The sequence below is a fragment of the Microbacterium sp. VKM Ac-2923 genome (genome assembly GCF_022815605.1).
Lineage (GTDB): Bacteria > Actinomycetota > Actinomycetes > Actinomycetales > Microbacteriaceae > Microbacterium.
In genome coordinates, this window is the sequence record NZ_JALGRP010000008.1 from 62,437 (window position 1) to 87,127 (window position 24,691).

22 protein-coding genes and 2 tRNA genes are annotated in these 24,691 nt (G+C 69.5%); 18 read left to right on the forward strand and 6 right to left on the reverse strand.

The window, feature by feature from the left end; genetic code table 11:
• Positions 1–62: 62 nt before the first annotated feature.
• Genes galE through MT347_RS13315 form a run of 3 tightly spaced genes read left to right on the forward strand, consistent with a single transcriptional unit; the run spans position 63 to position 2,719 of the window.
• Positions 63–1,091, forward strand: a complete 1,029-nt coding sequence (galE, locus tag MT347_RS13305) for a UDP-glucose 4-epimerase GalE (protein WP_243501665.1) — start codon at positions 63–65, stop codon at positions 1,089–1,091.
• Positions 1,092–1,146: 55 nt separating this feature from the next.
• Complete coding sequence (locus MT347_RS13310) at positions 1,147–1,887, forward strand: FadR/GntR family transcriptional regulator (RefSeq protein WP_243501667.1); 741 nt, start codon at positions 1,147–1,149, stop codon at positions 1,885–1,887.
• Between the two features lie 10 nt (positions 1,888–1,897).
• Positions 1,898–2,719, forward strand: a complete 822-nt coding sequence (locus tag MT347_RS13315; RefSeq protein ID WP_243501668.1) for a siderophore-interacting protein — start codon at positions 1,898–1,900, stop codon at positions 2,717–2,719.
• Between the two features lie 208 nt (positions 2,720–2,927).
• Here the strand turns inward: MT347_RS13315 and MT347_RS13320 are convergent, their stop codons facing one another.
• The 5 genes from MT347_RS13320 to MT347_RS13340 form a co-directional block, all read right to left on the reverse strand.
• Positions 2,928–3,707: an HAD-IIB family hydrolase gene (locus tag MT347_RS13320; protein ID WP_243501670.1), complete on the reverse strand. Its 780-nt coding sequence runs from the start codon at positions 3,705–3,707 to the stop codon at positions 2,928–2,930.
• Between the two features lie 342 nt (positions 3,708–4,049).
• Positions 4,050–4,126: transfer RNA gene (locus MT347_RS13325), tRNA-Pro, on the reverse strand.
• A gap of 260 nt (positions 4,127–4,386) precedes the next feature.
• Positions 4,387–5,895 (reverse strand): hypothetical protein, encoded by a 1,509-nt coding sequence (locus MT347_RS13330; RefSeq protein WP_243501672.1) that lies wholly within the window; start codon positions 5,893–5,895, stop codon positions 4,387–4,389.
• Positions 5,896–6,011: 116 nt separating this feature from the next.
• Positions 6,012–6,935 carry a metallophosphoesterase gene (locus MT347_RS13335; RefSeq protein WP_243501674.1) on the reverse strand — a complete coding sequence of 308 codons (924 nt, stop codon included), beginning with the start codon at positions 6,933–6,935 and terminating at the stop codon, positions 6,012–6,014.
• Positions 6,932–9,634 (reverse strand): transglycosylase domain-containing protein, encoded by a 2,703-nt coding sequence (locus MT347_RS13340; protein WP_243501676.1) that lies wholly within the window; start codon positions 9,632–9,634, stop codon positions 6,932–6,934. Before MT347_RS13340 ends, MT347_RS13335 begins: the two co-directional genes overlap by 4 nt.
• Before the next feature lie 122 nt (positions 9,635–9,756).
• On the opposite strand from MT347_RS13340, the gene MT347_RS13345 reads away from it, so the two are divergent.
• The 3 genes from MT347_RS13345 (at position 9,757) to MT347_RS13355 (ending at position 11,387) form a co-directional block, all read left to right on the forward strand.
• Positions 9,757–9,972 (forward strand): DUF4177 domain-containing protein, encoded by a 216-nt coding sequence (locus tag MT347_RS13345; RefSeq protein ID WP_243501678.1) that lies wholly within the window; start codon positions 9,757–9,759, stop codon positions 9,970–9,972.
• Entirely contained in the window at positions 9,972–10,439 is a 468-nt protein-coding gene (locus MT347_RS13350) for a RidA family protein (protein WP_243501679.1), read from the forward strand. Before MT347_RS13345 ends, MT347_RS13350 begins: the two co-directional genes overlap by 1 nt.
• A gap of 162 nt (positions 10,440–10,601) precedes the next feature.
• On the forward strand, positions 10,602–11,387 hold the full coding sequence (locus tag MT347_RS13355) for a hypothetical protein (RefSeq protein WP_243501681.1): 786 nt from the start codon (positions 10,602–10,604) through the stop codon (positions 11,385–11,387).
• 118 nt (positions 11,388–11,505) lie between these two features.
• On the opposite strand, the gene acs is transcribed toward MT347_RS13355, so the two are convergent.
• Complete coding sequence (gene acs / locus MT347_RS13360) at positions 11,506–13,473, reverse strand: acetate--CoA ligase (RefSeq protein WP_243501682.1); 1,968 nt, start codon at positions 13,471–13,473, stop codon at positions 11,506–11,508.
• A gap of 443 nt (positions 13,474–13,916) precedes the next feature.
• On the opposite strand from acs, the gene MT347_RS13365 reads away from it, so the two are divergent.
• The 12 genes from MT347_RS13365 to MT347_RS13420 all read left to right on the forward strand — a co-directional run bounded on the left by MT347_RS13365 (position 13,917) and on the right by MT347_RS13420 (position 24,679).
• Positions 13,917–14,900 carry a TadA family conjugal transfer-associated ATPase gene (locus tag MT347_RS13365; RefSeq protein ID WP_243501684.1) on the forward strand — a complete coding sequence of 328 codons (984 nt, stop codon included), beginning with the start codon at positions 13,917–13,919 and terminating at the stop codon, positions 14,898–14,900.
• Positions 14,897–15,796, forward strand: a complete 900-nt coding sequence (locus MT347_RS13370) for a type II secretion system F family protein (protein WP_243501686.1) — start codon at positions 14,897–14,899, stop codon at positions 15,794–15,796. The genes MT347_RS13365 and MT347_RS13370 overlap by 4 nt, the downstream gene beginning before the upstream one ends.
• A 64-nt stretch (positions 15,797–15,860) precedes the next feature.
• Positions 15,861–16,097 (forward strand): DUF4244 domain-containing protein, encoded by a 237-nt coding sequence (locus tag MT347_RS13375; RefSeq protein ID WP_243501687.1) that lies wholly within the window; start codon positions 15,861–15,863, stop codon positions 16,095–16,097.
• Entirely contained in the window at positions 16,094–16,423 is a 330-nt protein-coding gene (locus tag MT347_RS13380) for a TadE family type IV pilus minor pilin (RefSeq protein WP_243501689.1), read from the forward strand. Before MT347_RS13375 ends, MT347_RS13380 begins: the two co-directional genes overlap by 4 nt.
• Positions 16,423–16,752 (forward strand): Rv3654c family TadE-like protein, encoded by a 330-nt coding sequence (locus tag MT347_RS13385; protein ID WP_243501690.1) that lies wholly within the window; start codon positions 16,423–16,425, stop codon positions 16,750–16,752. Before MT347_RS13380 ends, MT347_RS13385 begins: the two co-directional genes overlap by 1 nt.
• Before the next feature lie 60 nt (positions 16,753–16,812).
• A complete protein-coding gene (topA, locus tag MT347_RS13390) occupies positions 16,813–19,707 on the forward strand; it encodes a type I DNA topoisomerase (protein ID WP_243501692.1) in 2,895 nt (964 codons plus the stop codon).
• Positions 19,704–20,378, forward strand: coding sequence for a dTMP kinase (gene tmk, locus MT347_RS13395; RefSeq protein WP_243501694.1), 675 nt, complete (start codon positions 19,704–19,706; stop codon positions 20,376–20,378). Before topA ends, tmk begins: the two co-directional genes overlap by 4 nt.
• Before the next feature lie 71 nt (positions 20,379–20,449).
• Positions 20,450–21,628 carry a DNA polymerase III subunit delta' gene (locus MT347_RS13400; protein ID WP_243501695.1) on the forward strand — a complete coding sequence of 393 codons (1,179 nt, stop codon included), beginning with the start codon at positions 20,450–20,452 and terminating at the stop codon, positions 21,626–21,628.
• Positions 21,625–23,166, forward strand: coding sequence for an alpha/beta hydrolase (locus MT347_RS13405; protein WP_243501697.1), 1,542 nt, complete (start codon positions 21,625–21,627; stop codon positions 23,164–23,166). Before MT347_RS13400 ends, MT347_RS13405 begins: the two co-directional genes overlap by 4 nt.
• A gap of 43 nt (positions 23,167–23,209) precedes the next feature.
• Positions 23,210–23,881, forward strand: coding sequence for a deoxyribose-phosphate aldolase (deoC, locus tag MT347_RS13410; RefSeq protein ID WP_243501699.1), 672 nt, complete (start codon positions 23,210–23,212; stop codon positions 23,879–23,881).
• Positions 23,882–23,958: 77 nt separating this feature from the next.
• Positions 23,959–24,031, forward strand: a tRNA-Thr gene (locus MT347_RS13415).
• Between the two features lie 252 nt (positions 24,032–24,283).
• On the forward strand, positions 24,284–24,679 hold the full coding sequence (locus MT347_RS13420; RefSeq protein ID WP_243501700.1) for a hypothetical protein: 396 nt from the start codon (positions 24,284–24,286) through the stop codon (positions 24,677–24,679).
• Positions 24,680–24,691: the final 12 nt, after the last annotated feature.

Genomic DNA, 24,691 nt, shown 5'->3' on the forward strand with positions numbered 1-24,691 from the left:
GGCCGTTTCGGTTCAGGCGTCGGCCGCGGGCGGTGTCGCCGGGGACCGATAGCCTGGGGGGTATGCGCGTACTCCTGGCCGGCGGTGCCGGTTACATCGGAACTCACACGGCCGTCGCTCTGCTCGAAGCCGGCCACGACGTCGTCCTTCTCGACGATCTCTCCGGGACGCACGCCGTCGCCGCCGATCGCGTCGAGAAGATCACCGGGAAGCCTGCGCCCCTCGTCGTCGGAGACGCCGCCGATGATGCGGTGGTCGCCCGCGTGTTCGACGAGCACGGTCCGATCGACGCGATCGTGCACCTGGCCGCGTTCAAGGCCGTCGGCGAGTCGACGCAGAAGCCGCTGGAGTACTACTCCAACAACCTCGACACTACGTTCGCGCTCCTGCGGGTCGGAATCGCCCGCGGCATCCGTTCGTTCGTCTTCTCCAGCACCGGCACCGTCTACTCCGATCCGGCCGACCTGCCGTTCACCGAGGAGTCGACTACGAGCGTCGACCTGTCGAACGCGTACAGCAAGTCCAAGCGCATGAACGAGGTCGTGCTCGCCGACGTGGCGCGCGTGAACCCCGAGCTGAACGTGACCGTGCTGCGCTACTTCAACCCGGTGGGCGCGCACCCGTCGGGTCTCATCGGCGAAGACCCGGCCGGCATCCCGAACAATCTCATGCCCTACGTCTCGCGCGTCGCGATCGGCACGCTCGATGAGATCGGCGTCTTCGGCGACGACTACGACACCCCCGATGGCACAGGCCTGCGGGACTACATCCACGTCGTCGACCTCGCCGAGGGGCATGTCGCGGCCCTCGAGCAGGCTCAGCCCGGGCACCAGGTGTTCAACCTCGGCACCGGCCGCCCGGTGAGCGTGCTGGAGCTCGTGGCCTCGTTCGAGAAGGCTGTCGGCCACGACCTGCCCAAGAAGATCCTCGACCGTCGTCCGGGCGACGTCGCAGCCACGTACTGCGACCCGACGAAGGCGGGCGAGGTGTTCGGGTGGCAGACGCGCCTCACGATCGATGACGCGTGCCGCGACTATTGGAACTGGCAGACCACCAACCCCGCCGGTTACGCCACGACCGCCGACGCCTGATCCTCCGCGCGGAGGGTCGTGTGGCTCGACCACAGCGGGACGAACGGGGGATGCCATGACGAGCAGCGCACCACGCGCGTGGCAGGTCGTCCTCGAACGCATCGAGAGCGACCTCCGCGAGGGTCGTCTCACGCCGGGCGATCGCCTGACCCCCGAGCGAGAATTGGCGACGCAACTCGGTGTCGGCCGTTCCAGCGTCCGCGAAGCCATTCGCGTGCTCGAAGTGCTGGGCGTCGTGCGCACCGCGACCGGTTCGGGCCCCTCCGCCGGCGCGATGATCGTCACCACCCCGCGTGGTGGTCTGGCCGCCTTCCTGCGGCTGCAGGTGGCCGCCAACGGCTTCCCTCTCGCCGACGTCGTCCGCACGCGCATCGTGCTCGAGTGCGATGTCGCGGAACGTCTCGCGTCGACGGATGCCGACCTCACCGACGTCCACGACGTGCTCGACGCGATGGATGCCGACGACCTCGACCCTGCAGAATTCCTCGCCCTCGACGCGCGCTTCCATCAGGCTCTGGCCGAGGTGTCGGGCAACGCGGTGGTCTCGGCCATGATGGCGGGGTTGCGCAGCTCGATCGAGGCCTACACGCGAGCCGGCGCCGCTCGTCTCGACGCGTGGCCGCGCGTCGTCGATCGTCTGCGCCGCGAGCATCGGCACATCGTCGATGCGGTGTCGCGCGGCGAGGCCGACGAGGCGCGGGACGCCGTTCGGGCCCACATCACCGACTACTACACCGACGTTGCCGAGGCGCTGCGCGCCGCCGATGCGGTGCCCGACGCCGCGCCCACCGCCTGAGGAGCACCCCGTGAACGATCGACCCGCGCGTCCGCCGCGCCCCCAGCACGTGCTGCACGTCGTCGCGACGGAGCGGCTGAGTCCGCACCTCGTGCGTATCTGCGCCCGGGGCGAGGACCTCGCCGCTTTCCGCGAGAGCCCCCACACCGACAAGTACGTGAAGATCACGTTCACCAAGCCCGAGCTCGGGCTCGAACCGCCCTACGATCTCGCCGTGCTGCGCGAGACCCTTCCCGCGGAGGACCTCCCCGTGACCCGGACGTACACGGTCCGCGCGGTGGACGGCGATCAGCTCACCATCGATTTCGTCGTGCACGGAGACGAGGGACTCGCCGGCCCCTGGGCCGCGCGCGCACAGGCGGGCGACCGTCTGGTGGTGTCCTCGCCCGGCGGCGGATACGCCCCCGACCCCGCCGCGGACTGGCACCTGTTCGTCGGCGACGAGTCGGCGATCCCCGCCGTCGCGGCGGCTCTCGAGGCCCTGGCGCCGGATGCCACCGGCGTGGCGTTCCTCGAAGTGCAGACCGCCGACGAGCAGCTCGACCTCGCGGCCCCGGCCGGCGTGCGCATCGAGTGGGTGCATCGCGGCGGAGCTGAGGCCGGGTCCACTCCGGTGCTGGCCGAGGCGGTGGGCGCGTGGCATCCGCTCGCGGGGCGAGGTCAGGTCTTCGCCCACGGGGAGCGCGAGAGCATGAAGGCTCTGCGCGACATCGTCTTCGGTCGCTGGGGGCTGGCACGCGACCAGGTGTCGCTGTCGGGGTACTGGGCCTACGGCCGCACGGAAGACCGCTTCCAAGCCGAGAAGCGCGAGCCGATCGGACAGATCCTCTGAGGTCGCCGCGGCGACCTCGGGTTCGCTGAGCCGCTGGGTGGCGAGGTCGTCGGGGCTGGCTCTCCTTGCACCTCGGCCGCGAGGCGGTCGGGCGGGGGAGCGCCGTCGCCGAGCTTCGACGGCGAGGTCGCTGAGCTCGTCGAAGCGGCCGGGACCCCCGTCGCGCCGCCGGGACCCCCGTCGTGCCGCCGGGTGCGTTGCCCGTCGCTCAGACCGCGGCGCGCTCCGGCAGGGTCGGCAGCAGCTTCTCCAGGAACGCGGCGGTGTCTTCCCAGCCGTGCACGGCCTGGCATTCGACGCCCATGGCGAGGACGGGGTAGTCGTTGCCGTCGGGGTCGAGGCGGTCGCCCACGAAGAGCATGTCGTCGAGGGGGATGCCCGTGGCCTCGACGAGCTTGTTCATGCCGTACGCCTTGTCGATGCCGCGGTGGGTGATGTCGACCGACGTCGACCCGCCGGAGCGTACCTCGAGGTCGGGGATGCGGGCGGCGACGGCCTCACGCAGGCTGTTCTTCTTCTCGCCGGTGGGGTCCCATGCCATCTTGGCGTCGAGCGGCGCGGACTGGCCGAGGGCCGAGAAGGTGATCTGCGAGCCGCGGTCTTCGAGGATGTCGCCCCAGGGCTCGGCCTCCCACAGGCCCAGTCGCTCGGCTTCTTCGCGGACGGCCGACAGCGCGCGCTGCTTCTCGTCGTCGGTCAGGGAGTGGGCGTAGACCGTTTGGATGCCCTCGGTGGTCAGGCGGTAGTACTGCGTGCCGCAGGTGGGCATGAGGTGGAAGTGCGCGAGTAGCGAGGGATCCGCGTGCGGCAGGCGCTCGACGACCTGGGTGCGGAACTGCTGGAGCTGGCCGCCCGAGATGATGGCGACCTCGACGCGCTCCGCGAGGGCGAGCAACAGGTCGCCGATGCGGGGGTCGATGGCCGACTTCGACGGGGCGAGGGTGTCGTCGAGGTCGAAGGCGACGAGGCGGGGCGAGGCGTCGGACACGATTCTCCTGGAGGTCTCGGGGTCGCGGTGATCAACGCCCTTCGGGGCGTACACGGCGGAGCCGCAGACGGCCCCACCACGATTCTACGGGGGGCATTCCGCCGCTCCGGTCGGGTGAATTTCGGACGACCGAGGGTGAGGCTGGCTGGCATGGCGTCCGCCGACGGCCGCGATGCGTACGGCGATGATCGTCCGCGGGAGGGCCCGCCGTCCTCGTTGAGGCCCACCGGTCCATATCGACGGATCGGCTGCTCATGCAAGAGAGCCCCCCACGATTCGTGGGAGGCTCTCTGTCGCCGCATCTCCGTTACCCGCCCGAGGAGCGGGGCGAGATGCCTGTATTGGTCGGGGTGACAGGATTTGAACCTGCGGCCTCGTCGTCCCGAACGACGCGCGCTACCAAGCTGCGCCACACCCCGTGAGCAACTTGAAAAGTCTACCCTGTTCCGACCGCTGCTCCGAACCAGAGCGGAGGCTCGGGCGCGTCGTGGGTGTTCACGACGCTCTGATCGAGGTCTCACCCGCCGAGGCGATGACCGTTCGCGGCCGTCCTTGCCCAGGGTGACGAGGACGACCGCGAACGCGGAGCGATCGGCATGGTCGGTACCGTCGCCCGCGGTGGTGAGGGGGCCACCGGCGAAAACCAGGTCGCCCGAAACCGATCAGGCGCCTGAGGCGGTCAGATGCGCGGCGTGAACCGACGTCGGGCCACGCTCCAGGCGATCACCCCGAGCCCGATCACCGCGGCGGCCGCCCCGCCCACGCCACCCAGCGATGCCGCGGACATTCCCGTCATCGCCAGCGCCGCGGGGGCGGCGGGCACGGACGGCGCCGGAGCCGGTGGGGCCGTCGTCGCGGGTGGAGGCGTGGCAGAAGGCCGGGGATCGCTCGGGGGAGGCGTGGGCGCGAGCTGCTCGGTCTGCGCGGGGGAGGCGAAGCGCTCTTGCCAGAGGTAGTCACCGGGCAGATGTGCGAGGGCGTCGGCATCCTGATCCGCTCGGTCGACGCGCCACACGGCTGTGTAGACACCCGGTCCGGGCAGGCGCTCCGACACCACCTCGTAGGCGCCGGCGCCGGTGCCCGGGTCCGTTCGCAGGTCGAGTTGCATCACGGGGTCGAGGTTCGACGGGATCTCTGCCGACTCGGCCGGATAGGCGCCCGTCCGGTACACGTCGGCGGTGGCGGTGATCACGACGAACGAACCGTCGGCATGGCGTGGCCAGACGCCGTCGACGGTCGACACGGTGACGCGATCGATGAAACGACCGTCTTCGATGCGCGCGGTCGTTTCGATTCGGGGGGAGAAACGCACGAGACGGGGCGACGCGTCCACGGCCGACAACGTGAACGTCGTCGGGTCGGCGGGCCCGGCCGATTCCTGCTGACCAGGTGTAGAGAAGTAGCGGATCGCAGCGGAGCGGACGGAGAAGGTCCCCGACACTCGGACACTGTACGGACGCCCGTCGTCGGACGAGGACACCGGCGCGATGATGTCGTAACTCTGCCCGGCTTTCACATCCGCTCGATCACCTCGACCGGTGTCGGCGAAGACGGCGTTCTCGAGGTGCAGGGTGCCCGTCGCGGAGGGGTCTACGTCGGCGATCACGGTGCCGCGGGTCGGGTCGTCGTCGCGCGTCGTCAGCGTAAGCGCGCCTCCGACGCGCGGAACCGCGATGCTCTCGGCCTCGGCAAGGTAATGCACGGCCCGCTCCTGCACGGCCGCGCTGTTCTCGGGGCTGGCGCGACGCATGATGTAGTCGATCGCCTCGGGGAAGCTGTCGCCCGTGTAGCCCCACGAGTGCAGTGTCGTGTCGCGGTCGACGATGGCCTTGACCGCCCACCCGACACCAGCCGCCTGGACGGGATCGCCGGTCTGGCCGTAGGTGGTGACGAGGTGGTTGATCGACACCAGCTGCTGAGGAGTCAGGCCATTGACGTCGAACGAGACGCCGTGATCGGTGGTCGTGTCCGTGGCGACGGGGAGTCCGGGATGGATGCAGTACGTGTGCACATCGCCCACGCGCATCGAGCCGTGCCAGCCCGTGCGAGAAAGCGGTGCCCACGTGCCGAACCCGGTGCCGCGATCGGCGGCCTGTGCGGCCGGGGCCAAGCCGAGACCGCCGAGCAGCGCCGCGATGACGGTGAGCGCGGCCAGAGTTCGTCGATGTGACGGAGGAGGGTGGTGCATGCGAGGAGTCCCTTCGGTCGAGGAGACTCGATCGTCCGCCACCTCGCATGCGCGGAAACGGCGCAAGGGGCCGATCCGTGAATGGATCAGCCCCTTGACCGGGTGGGGAGGATGCGTCAGCGAGGCAGCAGCGTCAGAAGCGTCGCCTCGGGGCGGCACCCGAACCGCACGGGCGCGTAGATCGAATGGCCCAGACCCGCGCTTACGTTCAGCGGAACCGCGCGTCCGTCGTGCGTCCACTCGCTCAAACCTCGGGCCTGGTCGAGCGGGATGTCGCAATTGGAGACGAGCGCCTTCCGGCTGAAAGGCACGCGCACCTGTCCGCCGTGGGTGTGGCCCGCCAGCATCACGTCGGCGCCGAAGTCGGTGAAGGTGTCCAGGGTGCGCCGGTAGGGCGCGTGCATCACGCCGAGAGTGAGGTCAGCGGCATCCAGGGTCTCGACGACGGGCGGAATCAGCTCGGGGTGGTCCCAGCCGCGATGGCCGTCGTTCACACCGAAGGCGGTCACTCTCAGACCCTTGATCTCCAACGACACGGCCGTGTCGTCGAGGATGCTCCACCCGAGGTCGTCGGTGAAGAACCGATCGAGTGCGTCGACGTCGAGATGCTTGTGCGCCGGCAGATGCCCCGACGGACCGAGGAAGTAGCGCAGCGGATTACGGGGAGCAGGCTCTTGATAGTCGTTCGAGCCGTGCACCACGAGCCCCGGAATTCCGCGCAGGGGGGAGAACGCCGTGCGGATGCCGGTCAGCCCGTCACGGTGCCCGAGGTTGTCACCGGTGTTGACGACGAGGTCGGGGGACAGCTCCGCCAGGCGCGCCATCCACTCCTGCTTGCGGTGCTGCCACGGCGCCATGTGAGCGTCGGAGACGTGGAGCACACGGAGAGGCTCCGCGCCCTTCGGCAGCACCCGAAGCGCGTGGTAGCGCACCGTGAAGAGGTATCGCTCGATACCCACGCCCCAGACGGTGGCCCCGACAGCCGCCGCCCCCGCGACCCCGAGGGGTGCGAGGGCGGCGGTCACCACGGGGCGCGTCACGGGCAGGCTTTCGCCACGACCGACAAAGCGACCGTCGTGCTCTTGTTCGCATCGGCGCCACCGGCCGGGCTGGTGCTGACGACCTGACCCTCAGCCGGAGCGTTGGCATCCGCCTGGCACGAACCGATCGAGACGTTGCCGTATCCCGCACCCGCGAGAGCCGCGCGGGCGGCGTTCACCGTCTGCCCGTCGACGTTCGGAACCGTCCCGCTCTGGCCGTTGCCGGGGTTGATGGTGATGGTCGAGCCGGCCGGGGCGGAACCCCCGTTGGGGCTCTGTGCGGCGACGGTGTCGGCTCCAGACGCGGAGTCGACGGGGTCGCCGACGGTGACGCGGAATCCCGCGCCGGTCAGGGTCGAGCGAGCGCTGTCGATGCTCTGGCCCACGACGTTGGGCAGGTCGCGCTGCTGCGTGCGCAGGAGGTTCGACACGGGGTCCGGGAAACGGTCGCCGCCGTAGAACTCGTTGGCGGCACTCTGGATGTCACGGGCGAGGACGTAGCGCATGCTGCTCAGCTGGTTGCCCTTGGCATACTCGCCGAACAGGTCCTTGTCGCCGTCCGAGTTGCCGACCCAGACAGCCGTCGTCGCGTTGGTCGACGACTCGATCATCCAGGTCTGGAAGCCTTCGTGCGTACCCGTCTTGCCCATCACCGGGGTACCGTCGTCGGGGTTGGCGTCCACACCTGTTCCGCCGCGCTGCATGACACCCTGGAGGGCGTACGCGGTCGTCGCGGCGATCTCGGGGGTGAGCACCGCTTCGCACGTGCGCTCCGGGATCGGGCGCTCTTCACCGTCGGCGGTGGTGACCTTGTCGATGACCTTCGGCTGGCAGCGCGTGCCGCCGTTCGCGACCGTCGCGAAGGCGCCGGCCATGGCCAGGGGCGAGACGTTGTCGCTGCCGATCACCTCGTTGGCGTTCTCCATCTTGATCTCGTCGCCGGTCCCCTTCGTCACGCCGAGCTTCTTCACGACCTTGGCGATGTCGCAGAGGTCGAGCTCCGCCGCCATGGCGAGGTAGCCGGTGTTCAGGGAGTCACGCGTGAACATCATCGGCGTCCCGACGTAGCCCTGGTTGCGGGCGAAGTTGTTGATGGTCGTGTTCTCCTGGTTCACCCAGTTGCCGGAACACGAGTTGGTCATGTTCGGCACCGGTCGCAGGCGACCGTTGAGTGTCTCGTTGAGCGAGTGGCCCTTCTCGAGCCAGTCGACGAGTGTGAAGAGCTTGAAGGTCGATCCGACGGGGAAGCCGATCGATCCGCCGTTGGTGGAGTCACCGGCGAACACGATGGAGCTGTACGACGGGTCGGAGTCGGCGAGATCGCGGTCCTGCGTGAACTTGGTGTTCTGCGCGATGGCGAGCACACGCCCCGACTTGGCCTCGAGACTGACGGCGGTCGAACCGAACCTCATCCCGTCGATGCTCTCCGGGGTGTTCTCGTTCATCGTGTTCTGCGCGGCATCCTGCATGCGCCAGTCCAGCGTGGTCTGGATCGTCAGGCCGTCCTGGCGGAGGGCGCGCACGCGGTCATCCGTCTCGGCGCCGAAGGCCGGGTCGTTCAGGATCGTCGACACCACGTACTGACAGAAGTACGGCGCGCCCGACGAGCCGCAGCCCTGCTGGGTTTCGGAGACCTTGGGCGTGATCGGTTCGACGGCGAACTGCACGTACTGCTCGTGCGTGATCTTGCCGTCGGCCTCCATGCGGCTCAGCACGTACAACTGACGACCCTTGGTCTCGCTGTAGCCGTCGGCTGCTGCGAGGAGCTGCTCCTGCGTGATCTCGCCGTTGTCACGAAGCGTGTACAGAGCCTGGATGGTGCTCTGCTCGACGTCGTCGATGGACCCGTCGGGCTGCTTGTTGTAGGTCGTGCCGTCGTCCCAGACGATGGAACCTTCCGGCTTGTCGACGCGGAAGCGGTTCGGGTTCTGCACCATGCCGGCAAGGACCGCTGCCTGGCCGATGTTCAACTGCGAGGCCGACACGTCGAAGTAGCGCTTGGCCGCGGCGTCGATGCCGTAGGTCACCCCGCCGAAGTTGGCGATGTTGAGGTAGCCCAGAAGAATCTGGTCCTTCGAGTACTCCTTCTCGAGCTGGATGGCGTAGCGCATCTCCTGCAGCTTGCGCTGGTAGCCTTCGGCACCCTCGGCCTGGACAGCGGCGGAAGCGCAGTTCTGCAGGACTTCGTCGCGGGTCTGGCCGATGGGGTCGGCGTCGGTGGGCTCGACGGCCTTCGCGTCGCGCTCGCAGCGCTGTACCAGCACGTTCTTGACGTACTGCTGGCTGATCGACGATCCACCCTGCGTCTCGCCGCTGGCCGCGTTGTTGAGCAGCGCACGTGTGGTGCCGATCAGATCGACACCGCCGTGCTGGTAGTAGCGGGGGTCTTCCGACGACAGGACAGCGTCGTACATGACGGGCGCGACCTGCTCGAAGGTGACGGGGGAGCGGTTCTGGTCGTAGAACTTCGCCAGGACCCGGTCGCCGGCCATCAGCGTCGTCGGCTGCATGAGCTCGTCGGGCTGCAGGTAGCTGGGCATCTTGTCGAAGATCGAGATGGCGCTGGAGGCAGCGGCACCGGAGACGGCGATGGCCGGCGTGACGGCTGCGGTGACCAGGAGTCCGGCGACCGCGCTGAGTCCGACGAGGCCCAGGATGCCGCCGAGGGCACCGCTAGCCGTACGTTTGTTCTCGGGCATAGGCTTGATGCTAAGCGACGTTGCTGGGCGATGCCTTGAAGGCGTGCGCTCGCGTGCGTACGCCATTCGTCCCCGCGCGCACGCGAATGCTGCGCGCTCCGAGCCATCGCCGGGAGCCCGACATGACCACGTGGGAATACCTCACCACTCCGCTGCTGATCCACAACACCGCGGCCATCCTCAACAACTGGGGAAAGCAGGGGTGGGAGCTCGTCCAGGTGGTGCCCGGCCCCGAGGGGGGACTCGTGGCGTACTTCAAGCGCCCGACCGGCGGGGGCTCGGCCAATGCCGGGCTCGGCGCAGCGGAGGCCGCGGCGCGTCAGTTCGAGGGACAGTGATGAGCGTCTCGGAGCGCCTGAGCGCACTCGGCGTCGACCTTCCGGGGGTCGTTCCCCCGGTCGCCGCCTACATCCCGGCGAAGCGCCATGGCGACCTGGTCTACACCTCGGGCCAGTTGCCGATGGTGAACGGCGCCCTTCCGGCCATCGGCAAGGTCGGGGAGTCCGAGGGGCTCGTCGACCCCGCTGACGCCAAGACCTTCGCTCGCCAATGTGCGCTCAACGCCATCGCGGCGGCGGCGGCGGTCGTCGGCGGTGTCGACAACCTGACCGGTGTGCTCAAGCTCACCGGCTTCGTGGCATCCGTTCCGGAGTTCACGGGGCAGCCGGGGGTCATCAACGGCGCGAGCGAGTTGTTCGGCGAGGTGTTCGGTGAGTCCGGTGCGCACGCACGCTCTGCCGTCGGCGTGCCCGTCCTGCCGCTGGACAGCCCGGTCGAGGTCGAGGTCGTCTTCACCGTCGCCTGATGAACGCCCGCTTCAGCCCCGAAGCGAAAGCGTAACCTAGCGTGTCTTTTCGGTTTTCAGAATATGCCCATCGAATGATTAGGGTATTTACGGGGACGCGCATTTGCGCTCGCCGCCCACCGTGCCGTGGGAGGCACATTCTTTAGGGGAATACGGGGAAACATGAAGAAGACGACGAAAATCTGGGCTGCTGGCGCGACCGCGCTCGCCCTCGCTGTCGGCGCGGGGATCAGCGTTCCCGCCGCCTACGCGGCCGACATCACGGGTGATGTGCGGGTCACGCTGGACTTCACCACGCCCAACGAGGTCGACGTCGCGGTCTGGGCGAAGAACACCTCGGCTGTCACCGCTTACGGCTCGGCGACGGTCGCCCAGACCAACGGGTGGGTCGAGACCTTCAGCGAGAAGCGCTTCGCGCCCGGTGAGACGTGGACCTGGTCGGCGTCATTCGACGGGTACGACTGCAGCGACCTCAACACCACCGCGGGTGTCGCGTTCGGTTCCTCCTCGCGCGGCGGCGACCCCGAGTGGACCTCGGGCGTCATCACCGCGTGGGACTCGCGTGTCACCGTGATCGGTTGCGACCTGCCGCCGACCCCGACGCCCACGCCGACCGCGTCGCCCACCGCCACGCCGACCGCGTCGCCCACCGCCACGCCGACCGCATCGCCCACGGCCACGCCGACGGCTACGCCGACCGCGTCGCCCACGGCCACGCCGACCGCGTCGCCCACGGCCACGCCGACGGCTACGCCCACCGCCGCACCGACGGCGACGGCCACCGCGACCGCGGTGCCCGTCCCGGCCAACAACGCTCAGTCCGGTAAGGGCTCGCTGGCGACGACCGGTATGTCCGGCGCCGCCCTGCTGCCCATCGCGCTGATCGCAGCGGGTGTCCTCGCCATCGGCGCAGTGATCCTGCTCGTTCGCCGTCGTCGCTCGGCCTGATGACAACGAGACGGGGCCGTTCATTGAACGGCCCCGTCTTCGTCTCCGCGGGCGCTGAGACCACGCGGGCTCGTCGTTCATGAATGCCGGAACCGACCGGCATCCGTGAACGACGACGTCATTTCACCTGGGCGCTGATCACGCTCATCACGGCGGTGTCGGCCAGGGTCGTCGTGTCGCCGACCTCGCGGCCCTCCGCCACGTCGCGCAGCAGGCGGCGCATGATCTTGCCCGACCGCGTCTTGGGCAGTTCGCCGACGATGTAGACGTCTCGCGGACGCGCGATGGGTCCGATCTGCTCGCCGACCCACCTGCGCAGCTCGTCGCCGAGGCCGTCGACCGGCTTCTGCTTCAGGTAGCGGCTCTTGATGATGACGAAGGCGACGACGGCTTGGCCGGTCGTCTCGTCGGAGGCGCCCACCACAGCCGCTTCGGCGACGCCCTCGTGCCCCACCAGGGCCGATTCGATCTCGGCGGTCGACAAACGGTGGCCGGAGACGTTCATGACGTCGTCCACGCGCCCGAGCAGCCAGACGTCGCCGTCCTCGTCGAGACGAGCACCATCGCCGGCGAAGTAGTAGCCCTTGTCGGCGAACTTCTCCCAGTACGTCTCGCGGTAGCGATCGGGGTCGCCCCAGATGCCGCGCAGCATGCTGGGCCACGGCTCGGTCACCACGAGCAGACCACCGCTGCCGTTTCCGACGGGGTCGCCGTTGTCGTCGACGACCGCGATCGACACGCCGGGGATCGGCACCTGAGCGGATCCGGGCTTGGTCTCGGTCACCCCCGGCAGGGCGGAGATCATGATGGCCCCGGTCTCGGTCTGCCACCACGTGTCGACGATCGGCGTCTCGTCGCCGCCGATGATCTCGCGGTACCAGACCCACGCTTCGGGGTTGATCGGTTCGCCGACGGATCCGAGCAGACGCAGCGACGACAGATCGAACCCCTGGGGCACGTCACGGCCGATCTTCATGAACGAGCGGATGGCCGTCGGCGCCGTGTAGAAGACGGTCACGCCGTGCTTCTCGATCAGCTCCCACCAGCGACCCGGGTGCGGTGTGTCGGGCGTGCCCTCGTACAGCAGCTGAGTGGCTCCGTTGGCGAGGGGACCGTAGGTGACGTAGGTGTGGCCGGTGACCCAGCCGATGTCGGCCGTGCACCAGTACACGTCCGTCTCGGGGTGCACGTCGTGCACGACGCGGTTGGTGAACGCCGCCTGCGTGAGGTAGCCGCCCGAGGTGTGCAGGATGCCCTTCGGCTTCCCCGTGGTGCCGGAGGTGTAGAGGATGAACAGCGGCGTCTCGGCGGGGAAGGCCTGCGCCTCGTGCTCCGTGGACGCCTGCGGGACCACGTCGTGCCACCACAGGTCGCGTTCGTCGGTCCACTCCACGTCGTTCTCGCCGCGCTTGACGACGATCACGTGCTCGACGGTCTCCTGGATGCCGGAGCCGTTCCGGTCGGCGAGAGCCTGATCGACCGCGGGCTTGAGGGGTGAGACCTTGCCCTTGCGCCAGCCGCCGTCGGCGGTGATGACGATCTTCGCGCCGGCGTCGTCGATGCGGGAGCGGAGGCTGTCGGCGGAGAAGCCCCCGAAGACGACGGAGTGCACCGCGCCGATCCGGGCGATGGCCAGCATCGAGGTGATCGCCTCGGGGATCATGGGCAGATAGAGGGCCACGCGATCACCCCTCTCGACACCGAGGTCGGTAAGGACGTTCGCGAGGCGCTTGACCTCGTCGGTGAGCTCGGCGTAGGTGACGTTGCGCTGATCGCCGGGCTCGCCCTCCCACCGGAGGGCGATGCGGTCGCCGTTGCCCGCTTCGACGTGCCGGTCGAGGCAGTTGTAGGCGACGTTCAGCTCCCCATCCGCGAACCATTCGGCGAAGGGCGGGTTCGTCCAGTCCAAGACTTGCGTGAAGGGCGTGTGCCAGTGCAGCTCGCGTGCCTGTTCGGCCCAGAACCCCTCACGGTCGGCGGCGGCCCGCTCGTACAGGGCGTTGCCGCCCACGGCTTGCTCGGCGAATGCGGCCGACGGGGGAAACCGCCGGGACTCGGAGAGGAGATGGTCGATCTGGCTGCTCATCGCGGCGCTCCTTCGCGTTCACGTGACGCCCGCGTCAGCGCGCGGAGTCATCATCCCGGTCACGCTAGCGACCCCCTCCGACGCGGGCCACCTCCGATAGTTGGCATCTCGATTTACGCGAAACAAGTGATATATCGCGATGGATGGGTGAGTCGGAGTTGATGTGAGCTTTTCGGCACGCGTAATCTATAAGTGCCCGAACATCGCTTCCGGCATTTGCGTCCGGGGGGAGCCCCCCAATATTCCTCCGGCGCATGGCGGCATCCCTCGCCCCCCACTGACGGGATGCCGCCCCCTCCCTCTTCGCTCAGGCCCCTTCGGGTCGCGCGGTCGCCGACGACCGTGTTCCGACGTCTCTCCACAGGCCACGAATCGGCTCGGCCGTCCACGGATCGCATGTTCGTGCCGACGGGTGGCCGCGCACCCTTCCTACAGTCGTCGGCATGTCCTCGCTCGCTCCCTCCCGGCCGATCACCGCCGACCCCGCCTCCGCCGCCTGGCAGGATCCGGCGTTGAGGTTCCTCCGCCCGTTCCTCGACGATCCGGACGTCACCGACCTCTTCATCAACGGCGAGAGAGGACTCTTCGTCGACCGTGGTGACGGCGCTGAACGCGTGGCCTCGTGGCGCGCGAGCGAGGCCGAGGTGCGTCGCGTCGCGGTCCGCCTGATCGCGCTGGGCGGGCGCCATCTCGATGACGCCTCCCCGTGCGTCGACGTGCGACTCGATCGCGGGGTGAGGATCCATGCCGTCCTGGCCCCCGTTGCCGCGAGCGGGACGACGCTGTCGGTGCGCGTTCCCCGCTGGGATGCGCCGGATCTCTCCGACCTCGAACGGCGAGGCATGCTGTCCGCTCCCCAGCGAGACCGATTGGAAGTCCTGGTGGACCGCCGCGAGAACGTCCTCATCACCGGGGCCACGGGGGCGGGCAAGACCACGCTGCTCTCCGCCCTGCTCTCGTGTGTGCCGTCGACGCAGCGCATCATCGCGGTCGAAGAGGTGACCGAACTGCGGCCGAACCACCCCCACCACGTCGCCCTCGAGGCCCGTCAGCCCAACATCGAAGGCGCCGGAGGGATCCCTCTGGCCCGTCTCGTCCGCGAGGCGCTGCGAATGCGTCCCGACCGCTTGGTCGTCGGCGAATGCCGCGGCGAGGAGCTCCGGGAATTGCTCATGGCGTTGAACACCGGACACGACGGCGGCGCCGGCACCCTGCACGCCAGCGGTCTGCTCGACGTCGCGGCGCGGCTGGAAGCGCTCGGCGCACTGGCGGGGATGGATGCCGCGACCACGGCGCGACAGACCGCGAGCGCCATCGGTGCGGTCATTCACGTCGAGAGGATCGCGGGGCGACGGCAGGTGACCGGCTGGGGGCGGCCCGTAGTGCATGACGGGCGGATCGCCATCCAACCCGTGCGGTGGACATGAGATTCCTCCTGCGGCGTCGCCCGATCGCGGATCCGGCCGATGCGATCGAGACGGTCCTGAGACTCGCGGTCCTTCTCTCGGCCGGTTTGCCGGCGGTCAAGGCCTGGGCGCATCTCGCCGACGACGGTGACCCCATCGCGCTCTCGGCTGCGCGGGCCGCCGCGGCGGGCGACGATGTCGGATCCGTTCTCGCAGGGGCCGGAGGCTCGTGGGCAGATGTGGCGGCGGTGTGGACCGTGGCGGTCGAGACGGGCGCGCCGCTCGCCGGCACGCTGCGAACGGTCAGCGAATCCCTTCGCGACGCGGCCGAGGTCGCGGCCGACGTCCGCGTCGCCCTCGCAGAGCCCGCGGCCACGGCCCGGCTGTTGAGCTGGTTGCCTCTGCTCGGCGTCCCGATGGGGGCGGCTCTCGGGTTCGACTCCGTCGGCATCCTCTTCTCCGATGCGGTCGGAATGGTGTGCCTCGGAGCCGGTACGAGTCTTGTCGTGGTCTCCCATGCATGGTCGCGACGGCTCTCGCGTCGGGCCCGACCCCCCACGTCGGTGCCCGGCCTTCGTTCCGAGTTGTGGGCCGTCGCCCTCTCGGCCGGCGTCTCCGCCGACCGCGCTCGCTCGTTGGTGGACGCCGTGGCGCCTCGCCGTGCGCTCGACGAGCGGTCCGATGGTGCGACCGACACCGTCGAGTTCGCCCATCGGGCGGGTGTGCCCGCCGCGGAGTTGCTCCGCGCCGACGCCTGGCTCGCTCGACAGCGTGCCCGCACGGAGGGGCGCACCGCGGCGGCACGACTGTCGACGCGTCTGCTCCTCCCGCTCGGACTCTGCACGCTTCCGGCCTTCCTCTTCCTCGCCGTCGCGCCGATGATGCTCGGCATCCTGCGGGGCGCCACCGTGCCGTGATCGTCCTCCCCACCCCTCGCCCGACCTCGACACCTCTACCTCATCCCCACATCCAGGAGATTTCATGACCGTTCTCTTTTCCGCGCTCCGTTCGAACGACACCGGAGCCGCCTTCCCGCCGCTGACGACCGGGCGCGCCGGTGCACTCTTTCTCGACGAACGCGGGGCGGCGACGGCCGAGTACGCCATCGCGACGATGGCGGCCGTCGCTTTCGCGGGGTTGCTGGTCGTCATCATGCGCAGCGACGAGGTGCGCGGCATCCTCACCGACCTCGTGCGACGCGCACTCACCGTGCAATGACGCGGCGGCTGCTCGATGAGCGCGGGGCCGTCACCGCGGAGTTCGCGCTGGCCCTCCCCGCGGTGGCCGTCGTGCTCGCGCTCGGCGTCGGGATCCTAGGATCGGCGTCGGCGACCGTGCGCCTGCAGCATGCCGTGACCGAGTCCGCCCGCCTGCTCGGGCGTGGGGATGCGGACGCCTTAGCGATGGTCGCCCAGAGCGGCGCAACGGCGTCGGTGGAGCGCGGGGACGGGTTGGTGTGCGTGACGGCGATCGCTCCGGCGCCCGTGCGGCTGCCCCTGCCTGACGTGACGGCACGCGCCTGCGCGCTCGACGGGGGTCGGTGATGGCGGGCACCGTATCCGTGGTCGGTATCGTCGCGACGCTGGCGGCCGTCACCCTGTCGCTCGGGGTCGTCGGTGGCGCGGCGATCGAGGCTCAGAGGGTCGCCGGGATCGCCGATGCGGCCGCGCTCGCGGCCGCCGACGCCGCGAGCGGCGCGGTGCCCGGCGAACCGTGCCGGCAAGCCGGACGCGTGGCTGCGGCGGGCGACGTACAACTGAACAGGTGCGATCTGGCGGGTCTTGTCGCCACCATCACTGTCGGTGGGGCGTACGGTGGAGTTCCATTCGATGCGCGCTCCCGGGCCGGACCTCCCGAAGCGATCGCCCCGTGAGACCTCCCGGATCCCGAACAGGGAGGCGTGTGTATGGTGTGCATCGACGAAAGGACCCCAGTGGCAAACGGCAAGAAGCTCGTCATCGTCGAGTCCCCGACGAAGATGAAGTCGATCCAGGGATACCTCGGCGACGGCTACGAGGTGCTCAGCTCGGTCGGTCACATTCGCGACCTCGCGTCGAAGAAGGAGATCCCGGCCGACAAGAAGGCGGCGTACGGGAAGTACTCCATCGACGTCGAGAACGACTTCGACCCCTTCTACGTCGTGAACGATCGCAAGACGAAGACGGTCGCCGAGCTCAAGCGGGCGCTCAAGGGTGCCGACGAAGTCCTGCTGGCCACTGATGGCGACCGCGAGGGTGAAGCCATCGCGTGGCACCTGCTCGAGGTGCTCAAGCCCAAGGTGCCCGTTCGCCGCATGATCTTCCACGAGATCACCAAGGACGCCATCCGCGAGGCCGCCGAGCACACACGTGAGCTCGACGTCTCTCTCGTCGATGCCCAGGAGACTCGTCGAGTGCTCGACCGCCTGTATGGCTGGGACGTCTCGCCGGTGCTCTGGCGCAAGGTCGGTTCCGGTCGCGAGGGCACGGCGCTCAGCGCCGGCCGCGTGCAGTCCGCGGCGACGCGCATGGTCGTGGAGCGCGAGCGCGAGCGCATGGCGTTCGTCTCGGCCTCGTACTGGGACGTCGAGGCGCTCGCCGCGCAGGCCGGCTCGTCGTTCACCACGCGGCTCAACCGTCTCGACGGCGCCCCCATCGCCCGCGGCGGCGACTACGACGACAGCGGACAACTCAAGAAAGCCGTCGTCGTTCTCGACGAGGCTCAGGCCCGCGCGCTGGCCGACGCCATCACCGCCGCCGGTCGCGCCACCGTGGCCAAGGTCGAGGCCAAGCCCGGCACGCGCAGCCCGCGCGCGCCGTTTACGACCTCCACCCTGCAGCAGGAGGCCGGGCGCAAGCTCTCGATGAGCGCGAAGCACGCGATGGGCGTTGCTCAGCGGCTCTACGAGAAGGGCTTCATCACCTACATGCGTACCGACTCGGTCGCCCTCTCGGGCCAGGCCGTTTCGGCAGCGCGGGCTCAGGCCGTGAAGCTCTACGGCGATAAGGCCGTTCCTGCCAATCCGCGCGTCTACAAGAGCAAGTCGAAGAACGCGCAGGAGGCCCACGAGGCCATCCGCCCCTCCGGTGAGGAGTTCCGCACTCCCGCATCGCTCGCGTCGTCGCTCGACCGTGACGAGCAGAAGCTCTACGACCTCATCTGGAAGCGCACGGTCGCCAGCCAGATGGCCGATGCCAAGTACGAGACGACGACCGTCACCCTCACGGTGAACGCGGGCGCCCAGGTCGCCGAGTTCACGGCATCCGGAACCGTCTACACCTTCAAGGGCTTCCTCGAGGCCTACGAAGAGGGCGCCGACGAGAAGCGCAACGACGACGACGCCGACCAGTCGCTGCCCGCGGTCGCCGTGGGCGACGAGCTGTCGATGAGCGATGTCGAGCCCAAGGGCCACAGCACCTCGCCGAAACCCCGTTACACCGAGGCGAGCCTGGTCAAGGCGCTCGAGGAGAAGGGGATCGGCCGCCCGTCGACGTTCGCCAGCATCATCGGGGTCATCCTCGACCGCGGCTACGTCACGAAGCGCGGGCAGGCGCTCGTGCCGAGCTGGCTGGCGTTCAGCGTCGTGCGTCTGCTCGAGGAGCACTTCGCCGACCTCGTCGACTACGACTTCACGGCCGCCCTCGAAGACGACCTCGACGCGATCGCCCGCGGCGAGCAGCGCCGCACCGAGTGGCTGAAGTCGTTCTACTTCGGCTCCGACAAGCAGGTGGGGCTGCGGCACATCGTCGACAACCTCGGTGAGATCGACGCGCGGGAGCTGAACTCCACGCGGATCACCGACACCGCCACGCTGCGCTTCGGCAAGTACGGTCCGTACCTCGAGATCACCGATCCGGCGGCCGACGCCGAGGCCAAACCGCGCATCGTCAACATCCCCGAAGATCTCGCGCCGGACGAACTCACGGCCGACAAGGCGCGGGAGCTCATCGACGCCCCTGTGGCGGGCGATCGCGTGCTGGGGGAGAACCCGGAGAACGGCAAGCTCATCGTCGTGAAAGACGGCCGCTTCGGGCCGTATGTGCAAGAGGTGGATGCCGAAGAGCCCGAGGAGGTCGACCAGGTCACCGGTGAGGTCGTCGAGCAGCCCAAGAAGCGGGGAGTGAAGAAAGAGGCCGCGCCCAAGCCGCGCACCGCGTCGCTGTTCCGCTCCATGTCGGTCGACACCGTCGATCTCGGCACCGCGCTGCAGTTGCTCTCGCTGCCGCGCGTGGTCGGTTCCGACCCCGAGACCGGCGCCGAGATCACCGCGCAGAACGGCCGCTTCGGCCCGTACCTGAAGAAGGGGACCGACTCCCGGTCGCTGGATGACGAGAAGCAGATCTTCGACATCACCCTCAACGAAGCCCTCGCCAAGTACGCCGAGCCGAAGTACGGCGCCCGGCGTGCGTCGAGTGCGCTGAAAGAGTTCGACGCCGACCCGGTCAGCGGCAAACCCCTCAAGCTCAAGGACGGTCGTTTCGGCCCGTACGTCACCGATGGCGAGACGAACGCCACTGTTCCCCGCGGCGAGAACGCGATGGAGATCACCTTCGAGCGCGCCGTCGAACTGATCGCCGACAAGCGCGCGAAGGGACCCGCCCCGAAGAAGGCCACCACGGCGCGCAAGCCGGCTGCGACGAAGACCGCGGCGACGAAGACCGCTGCGACGAAGACCGCCGCGACCAAGACCGCTGCGACCCGAGCCGCGGCGACCAAGACCGCGGCGACCCGAACCGCGGCGACCAAAACGGCGGCGACCAACGCCGCCGCGCCGAAGGCCGCTGCGACCCGGACGGCGGCGACTGCGGCGACCGCGACCACGCGCAAGGCCCCGGCGAAGAACTCGTGACCGACGACCTCGCCCGGCCGTTGCACGCCCCTCGGGCGGCGACGGCCGGGGGGCCGGGGCTGTTCGTCACGTTCGAGGGTGGAGACGGCGCGGGCAAGACCACCCAGGCGTCGCTGCTCGAGCAGTGGCTGCAGACGCGGGGACGCGCCGTCGTGCGCACCCGTGAGCCCGGCGGCACCGACGTCGGACTCCGCATCCGCGACATCGTCCTGCACCACCGCGGTCACATCGACGCCCGCGCCGAGGCGCTGCTGTACGCCGCAGACCGCGCGCACCACATCGCCACGCACGTCCGGCCCGCCGTCGCCCGTGGGGATGTCGTCATCCAGGATCGGTACCTCGACTCCTCGGTCGCCTACCAGGGGGCCGGACGGGTGCTCGACGCCGACGATGTCCGCGCGCTGTCGTTGTGGGCGACGGACGGACTGCTGCCAGACCTGACAGTGCTCCTCGACCTCGATCCTGCTGCCGCGCGCCGCCGTCTCGATGCCGATGACAAACCCTTCGACCGACTCGAGGCGGAGAAAGAGGACTTTCACACCCGAGTGCGTGCGGGCTTCCTCTCCTTGGCGTCGGCTGAGCCGGAGCGGTTCCTCGTGCTCGATGCGGACGCGGCTCCAGACGATCTCGCTGCTCGCGTCCGCGACGCCGTTGCTCGGCGCCTCGGCTGATTCGGCGCTCCCGATGTTTGCACAGGCGACCGCCAGCGGCGGTGTCCGACCCCGCCGTTAGGCTGGAGACCATGTCCGTCGCCCTCGTTCCGTCCCGGCAGGCCGCAGGCGCGGCGCCTTTCCCGTGGGACGCCGTCTGGGGGCAGCACGAGGCTGTCGAGACGCTGCGCACGGCGGCATCCGATCCCTCAGCGCTCGCGCACGCCTGGCTCATCACAGGCCCTCCCGGATCGGGGCGGTCCACCCTCGCCTACGCGTTCGCCGCGGCCTTGATCGCCGACCCGGGCGACGAGCGCGCCCAGCAGCAGGTGCTCGCCCGCACGCACCCCGATCTCACGGCTCTGCGCACGGAGCAGGTGGTCATTCGCATCGACGAGGCCCGTCGGCTCGTCGAACGGGCATCGTTCGCCCCGTCGCTCGGCCGGCACCGCGTCATCGTGGTCGAAGACGCCGACCGCATGTCGGAGCGCACCTCCAACGTGCTGCTGAAGGCCCTCGAAGAGCCCCCCGAGAAGACGGTCTGGGTGCTGTGCGCCCCGAGCGACGCCGACTTGCTGCCCACCATCCGCTCCCGGGTGCGGATGCTGAGACTTCGCGAGCCGACCGTCGCCGACGTCGCCGCCCTGATCGTCGAACGCACCGGCGTCGCCGCCGATGTCGCCGAGGAGTCAGCCCGCCATGCGCAGCGCCACATCGGCATGGCCCAGCGCCTTGCGACCGACGACGACGCACGCGCACGCCGGGCCGAGACCCTCGCCGCCGTGCTCGCGGTGCGGGGGATCGGCGATGCCGTCGATGTCGCGGGCCGGATCGTGCGCCTCGCGACTGACGACGCGAAGGCGCTCACCGCGGTCCGCGACGACGAGGAGCGTCGTTCGCTGCTGCGCATGTTCGGCATCGCCGAAGGCGCCGCCGTACCGCCGTCGGTGCGCGGGCAGGTCAATGCCCTCGAAGACGACCAGAAGCGCAGAGCCACCCGCAGCCTTCGCGACGGCATCGACCGGGTGCTCACCGATCTGCAGTCTCTGTTCCGCGACGTCGTGATGATCCAGTACGGTCGCGAGGGCGATCTCGTGAACAGCGAGCGGCTCGACGCACTGCGCGCCCTCGCGGCCGAGTGGACGCCGGCCCGCACGCTCGGCGTGCTCGACCGTATCTCGGTCACCCGCCGCAACCTGGAGCAGAACGCGGCCCCTCTGCTGGCCATCGAGAGCCTCATGATCACCGTGGCGAACGGCTCGACGCCGTGAGCGTACGCGGCCGCCTGGCATCCGTGATCGCGGGAGTCGCGGGTCTCGCCCTCGTGCTGTCCGGATGCCTGTACGCCCAGATCCCGCCCATTGCGCCTGACACCGGTCGCTCGCTCGCCCCGCAGACGGACGGCGTCGACGCCACGCTCCTGCCGTACTACGGGCAGACGGTGGAATGGGCCGACTGCGGGAGCGCGGGTTTCGACTGCGCGACCGTGACCGCACCGCGCGACTACGCCGACCCCGCGGCGGGCGATCTGAACCTGGCCGTGATCCGCCACCGCGCGACGTCGGGGGAGCCCCTCGGCTCGCTGCTGACCAACCCGGGAGGCCCCGGTGTGAGCGGGGTCGACACCGTGCGCGATTCCCTGTCGCTCGTCGCAGACGACTCCCTCACCGCCTCGTACGACGTCATCGGATTCGATCCACGCGGGGTCGGTGGATCCTCGGCGGTGTCCTGCTACGACGCGGCGGGGATGGACGCCTACCTCTACGACATCCCGCCGGGAAAGCGGGGGAGCGAAGAGCGCGACGCGGCACTCGAGCAACGTCAAGCGGCGTTCGCCCAGGCCTGCGAGGTGGGGAGCGACGGCATCCTCCCGTACATCTCGACCGAGAACGCGGCGCGAGACATGGACCTGCTGCGTGCCGTCCTCGGCGACCCGAAGTTGAACTACCTCGGCTTCTCCTACGGGTCACTGCTCGGAGCCACCTACGCCGGGCTGTTTCCCGACCGGGTCGGGCGCATGGTGCTCGACGGCGGGATCGACCCGAGCCTGCCCGGGAGCGCGAGCGGCATCGCGCAGGCGGTCGGATTCGAGAACGCCCTGCGAGCCTTCATGGCCGACTGCCTCACACGATCGGACTGCCCGTTCGCCGGTTCCGTCGACGATGCGATGAGCGACCTCACCGCGCTTCTCGAACGTGTCGACGCCCGGCCGGTGGCCGGCGGAGATGGCCGCAGCCTCGGCGCCGACACCTTGATGACGGCCGTCCTCGCCGCGCTCTACAGCGACCAGAGCTGGCCCTATCTGCGAACCGCCCTCACCGACACGCAGAACGGGGATGCGTCCGTCGCGTTCCAGTTGGCCGACTTCTACAACGGCCGCGAGAACGGGCAGTACCCCAGCAACACACTGGAGGCGCTGCGCGCCTACAACTGCATCGACTATCCGGAAGAGGGCGACATCGACGACGACGCCCTGGAGGCCGAGCTCGAACGGGACGCCCCGGTCGTCGCGCCGTACTGGGTCGGACCCGACCCCTGCAGCGCGTGGCCCGCGCCGCCGACGGGCACCCGCGCGGAGATCACCGCGCCCGGCTCGCCGCCCATCGTCGTGCTCGGTACCACCGGTGACCCCGCCACCCCCTACACCGAGGCGCAGGCGCTCGCCGCGCAGCTCTCGCAGGGCGTGCTCGTGACCTACGTCGGCGAGGGGCACCTCGCCTACAACAAGGGCAACGCCTGTGTGAACGGCGCGGTCGACGATTACCTAGTCGACGGAATCGTTCCCGACGCCGGCCTGCGCTGCGAGTAGCGACCTGCCGGCGCTTCATTCGTCATACCCCGAGGAGACCCCTATGACCGAGCCCATCGCCGATCTGGCGACGTACATCGACCACACCCTGCTCAAGCCCGAGGCCACCCGCGCCGACGTCGAGCGGCTCATCGCCGAGGGGGCCGAGCTCGGCACCTACAGCGTGTGCATCTCGCCGTCGTTCCTCCCGGTGGAGGTGCCCGCGGGTCTCAAGCTCGCGGTCGTGTGCGGCTTCCCCAGCGGCAAGCATCACGCCGAGGTCAAGGCGGCCGAGGCGGCGCTGTCGGTCGCCCAGGGCGCCGACGAGATCGACATGGTGATCGACGTGGGCGCCGCCGTCGCGGGGGACTACGGTCTCGTCGAGGCCGAGATCCGCGCCGTGCGTGGGGCGGCCCCGGCCCCGATCGTGGTCAAGGTGATCATCGAATCCGCGGCACTGTCCGACGAGGCCATCGTGGCCGTGTGCGAAGCGGCCGTCGCCGCCGGCGCCGACTTCGTCAAGACCTCGACCGGCTTTCACCCGGCGGGTGGGGCGAGCGCGCATGCGGTCGAGCTGATGAAGCGCACCGTCGGCGACCGCGCCGAGGTGAAGGCCTCGGGGGGCGTGCGCACCCGCGCAGCGGCCGAGCAGATGATCGCGGCAGGAGCGACCCGCTTGGGCCTGTCGTCGAGCCGCGACATCCTCGCCGACCGCGATGCGAGCGGCGACTACTGACCGCGACAGCACCCATGTGCACCCGAGCCCGCTGGAGCATGTAAGATCGATGATCGTGCACGCGACAGCGCGCACACGCCGCCTTAGCTCAGACGGCAGAGCGATTCACTCGTAATGAATAGGTCAAGGGTTCGATTCCCTTAGGCGGCTCCGAAGGCCCTCACCCGCTTCCACCGGGTGGGGGTCTTTTTCTCACCCGACCAGGGTGGCGCTCGATGCGACCGCATCCAGGAGGGTCTGGTCGCCTGCCCCTCGCGTCGGAGCCGTGGTGCTCGTGGCCCCGGTCGACGCCGCGGACGCGGCGGCTCGAGCCGACGGCGACCGGGACGACCGAGCGCGCCCGATAGGCTGACAACCCGCCCCCCCGACGGTCGTTCCCGTCCGCTACCCGCTGGAGTCCTCGTGTCGAACGCGCTCGACGCCCTCATCGAGATCTTCACGTGGGTGGGCCTGGGGGCGGGGATGCTGCTCGCCCTCGCCGCGGTGTTCCTTCTGCTCGCCGACGGTACGTGGCTGCCGGCGCGGGCGGTGGTCGAGCGTGTGGGCGATGGCCGGGTCGTGCGGTGGTTCGACGATGACGGCGGCGTGAACGAGGCGGCACTGTCGGCGCACGACGAATCCAAGGTCGGCTCGGCCGACATGATCGACATCTTCTATCGGCGGGGGAGCGCGCATCGCATGCGCCTGACGCGCTCGTCTCCGCTGGTGCGTTTCATGTCGCTGTTGGCTGGGGGCGTGCTGACGCTGGGGCTCGTGGCCTTCATCGTGTCGATCGTGGTGCTCTTCGTGCGCGGGTGAAGAATTGACGCT

Bases quoted from the DNA above. Each gene is read 5' to 3' on its own strand.
- MT347_RS13310 (WP_243501667.1), top strand. From the start codon at position 1,147: ATGACGAGCAGCGCACCACGCGCGTGGCAGGTCGTCCTCGAACGCATC.
- MT347_RS13330 (WP_243501672.1), bottom strand. From the start codon at position 5,895: ATGCACCACCCTCCTCCGTCACATCGACGAACTCTGGCCGCGCTCACC.
- MT347_RS13375 (WP_243501687.1), top strand. From the start codon at position 15,861: ATGACCGTTCTCTTTTCCGCGCTCCGTTCGAACGACACCGGAGCCGCC.
- deoC (WP_243501699.1), top strand. From the start codon at position 23,210: ATGACCGAGCCCATCGCCGATCTGGCGACGTACATCGACCACACCCTG.
- MT347_RS13340 (WP_243501676.1), bottom strand. From the start codon at position 9,634: ATGCCCGAGAACAAACGTACGGCTAGCGGTGCCCTCGGCGGCATCCTG.
- MT347_RS13385 (WP_243501690.1), top strand. From the start codon at position 16,423: ATGGCGGGCACCGTATCCGTGGTCGGTATCGTCGCGACGCTGGCGGCC.
- MT347_RS13400 (WP_243501695.1), top strand. From the start codon at position 20,450: ATGTCCGTCGCCCTCGTTCCGTCCCGGCAGGCCGCAGGCGCGGCGCCT.
- MT347_RS13350 (WP_243501679.1), top strand. From the start codon at position 9,972: ATGAGCGTCTCGGAGCGCCTGAGCGCACTCGGCGTCGACCTTCCGGGG.
- MT347_RS13370 (WP_243501686.1), top strand. From the start codon at position 14,897: ATGAGATTCCTCCTGCGGCGTCGCCCGATCGCGGATCCGGCCGATGCG.
- galE (WP_243501665.1), top strand. From the start codon at position 63: ATGCGCGTACTCCTGGCCGGCGGTGCCGGTTACATCGGAACTCACACG.
- MT347_RS13365 (WP_243501684.1), top strand. From the start codon at position 13,917: ATGTCCTCGCTCGCTCCCTCCCGGCCGATCACCGCCGACCCCGCCTCC.
- MT347_RS13345 (WP_243501678.1), top strand. From the start codon at position 9,757: ATGACCACGTGGGAATACCTCACCACTCCGCTGCTGATCCACAACACC.
- MT347_RS13380 (WP_243501689.1), top strand. From the start codon at position 16,094: ATGACGCGGCGGCTGCTCGATGAGCGCGGGGCCGTCACCGCGGAGTTC.
- MT347_RS13355 (WP_243501681.1), top strand. From the start codon at position 10,602: ATGAAGAAGACGACGAAAATCTGGGCTGCTGGCGCGACCGCGCTCGCC.
- acs (WP_243501682.1), bottom strand. From the start codon at position 13,473: ATGAGCAGCCAGATCGACCATCTCCTCTCCGAGTCCCGGCGGTTTCCC.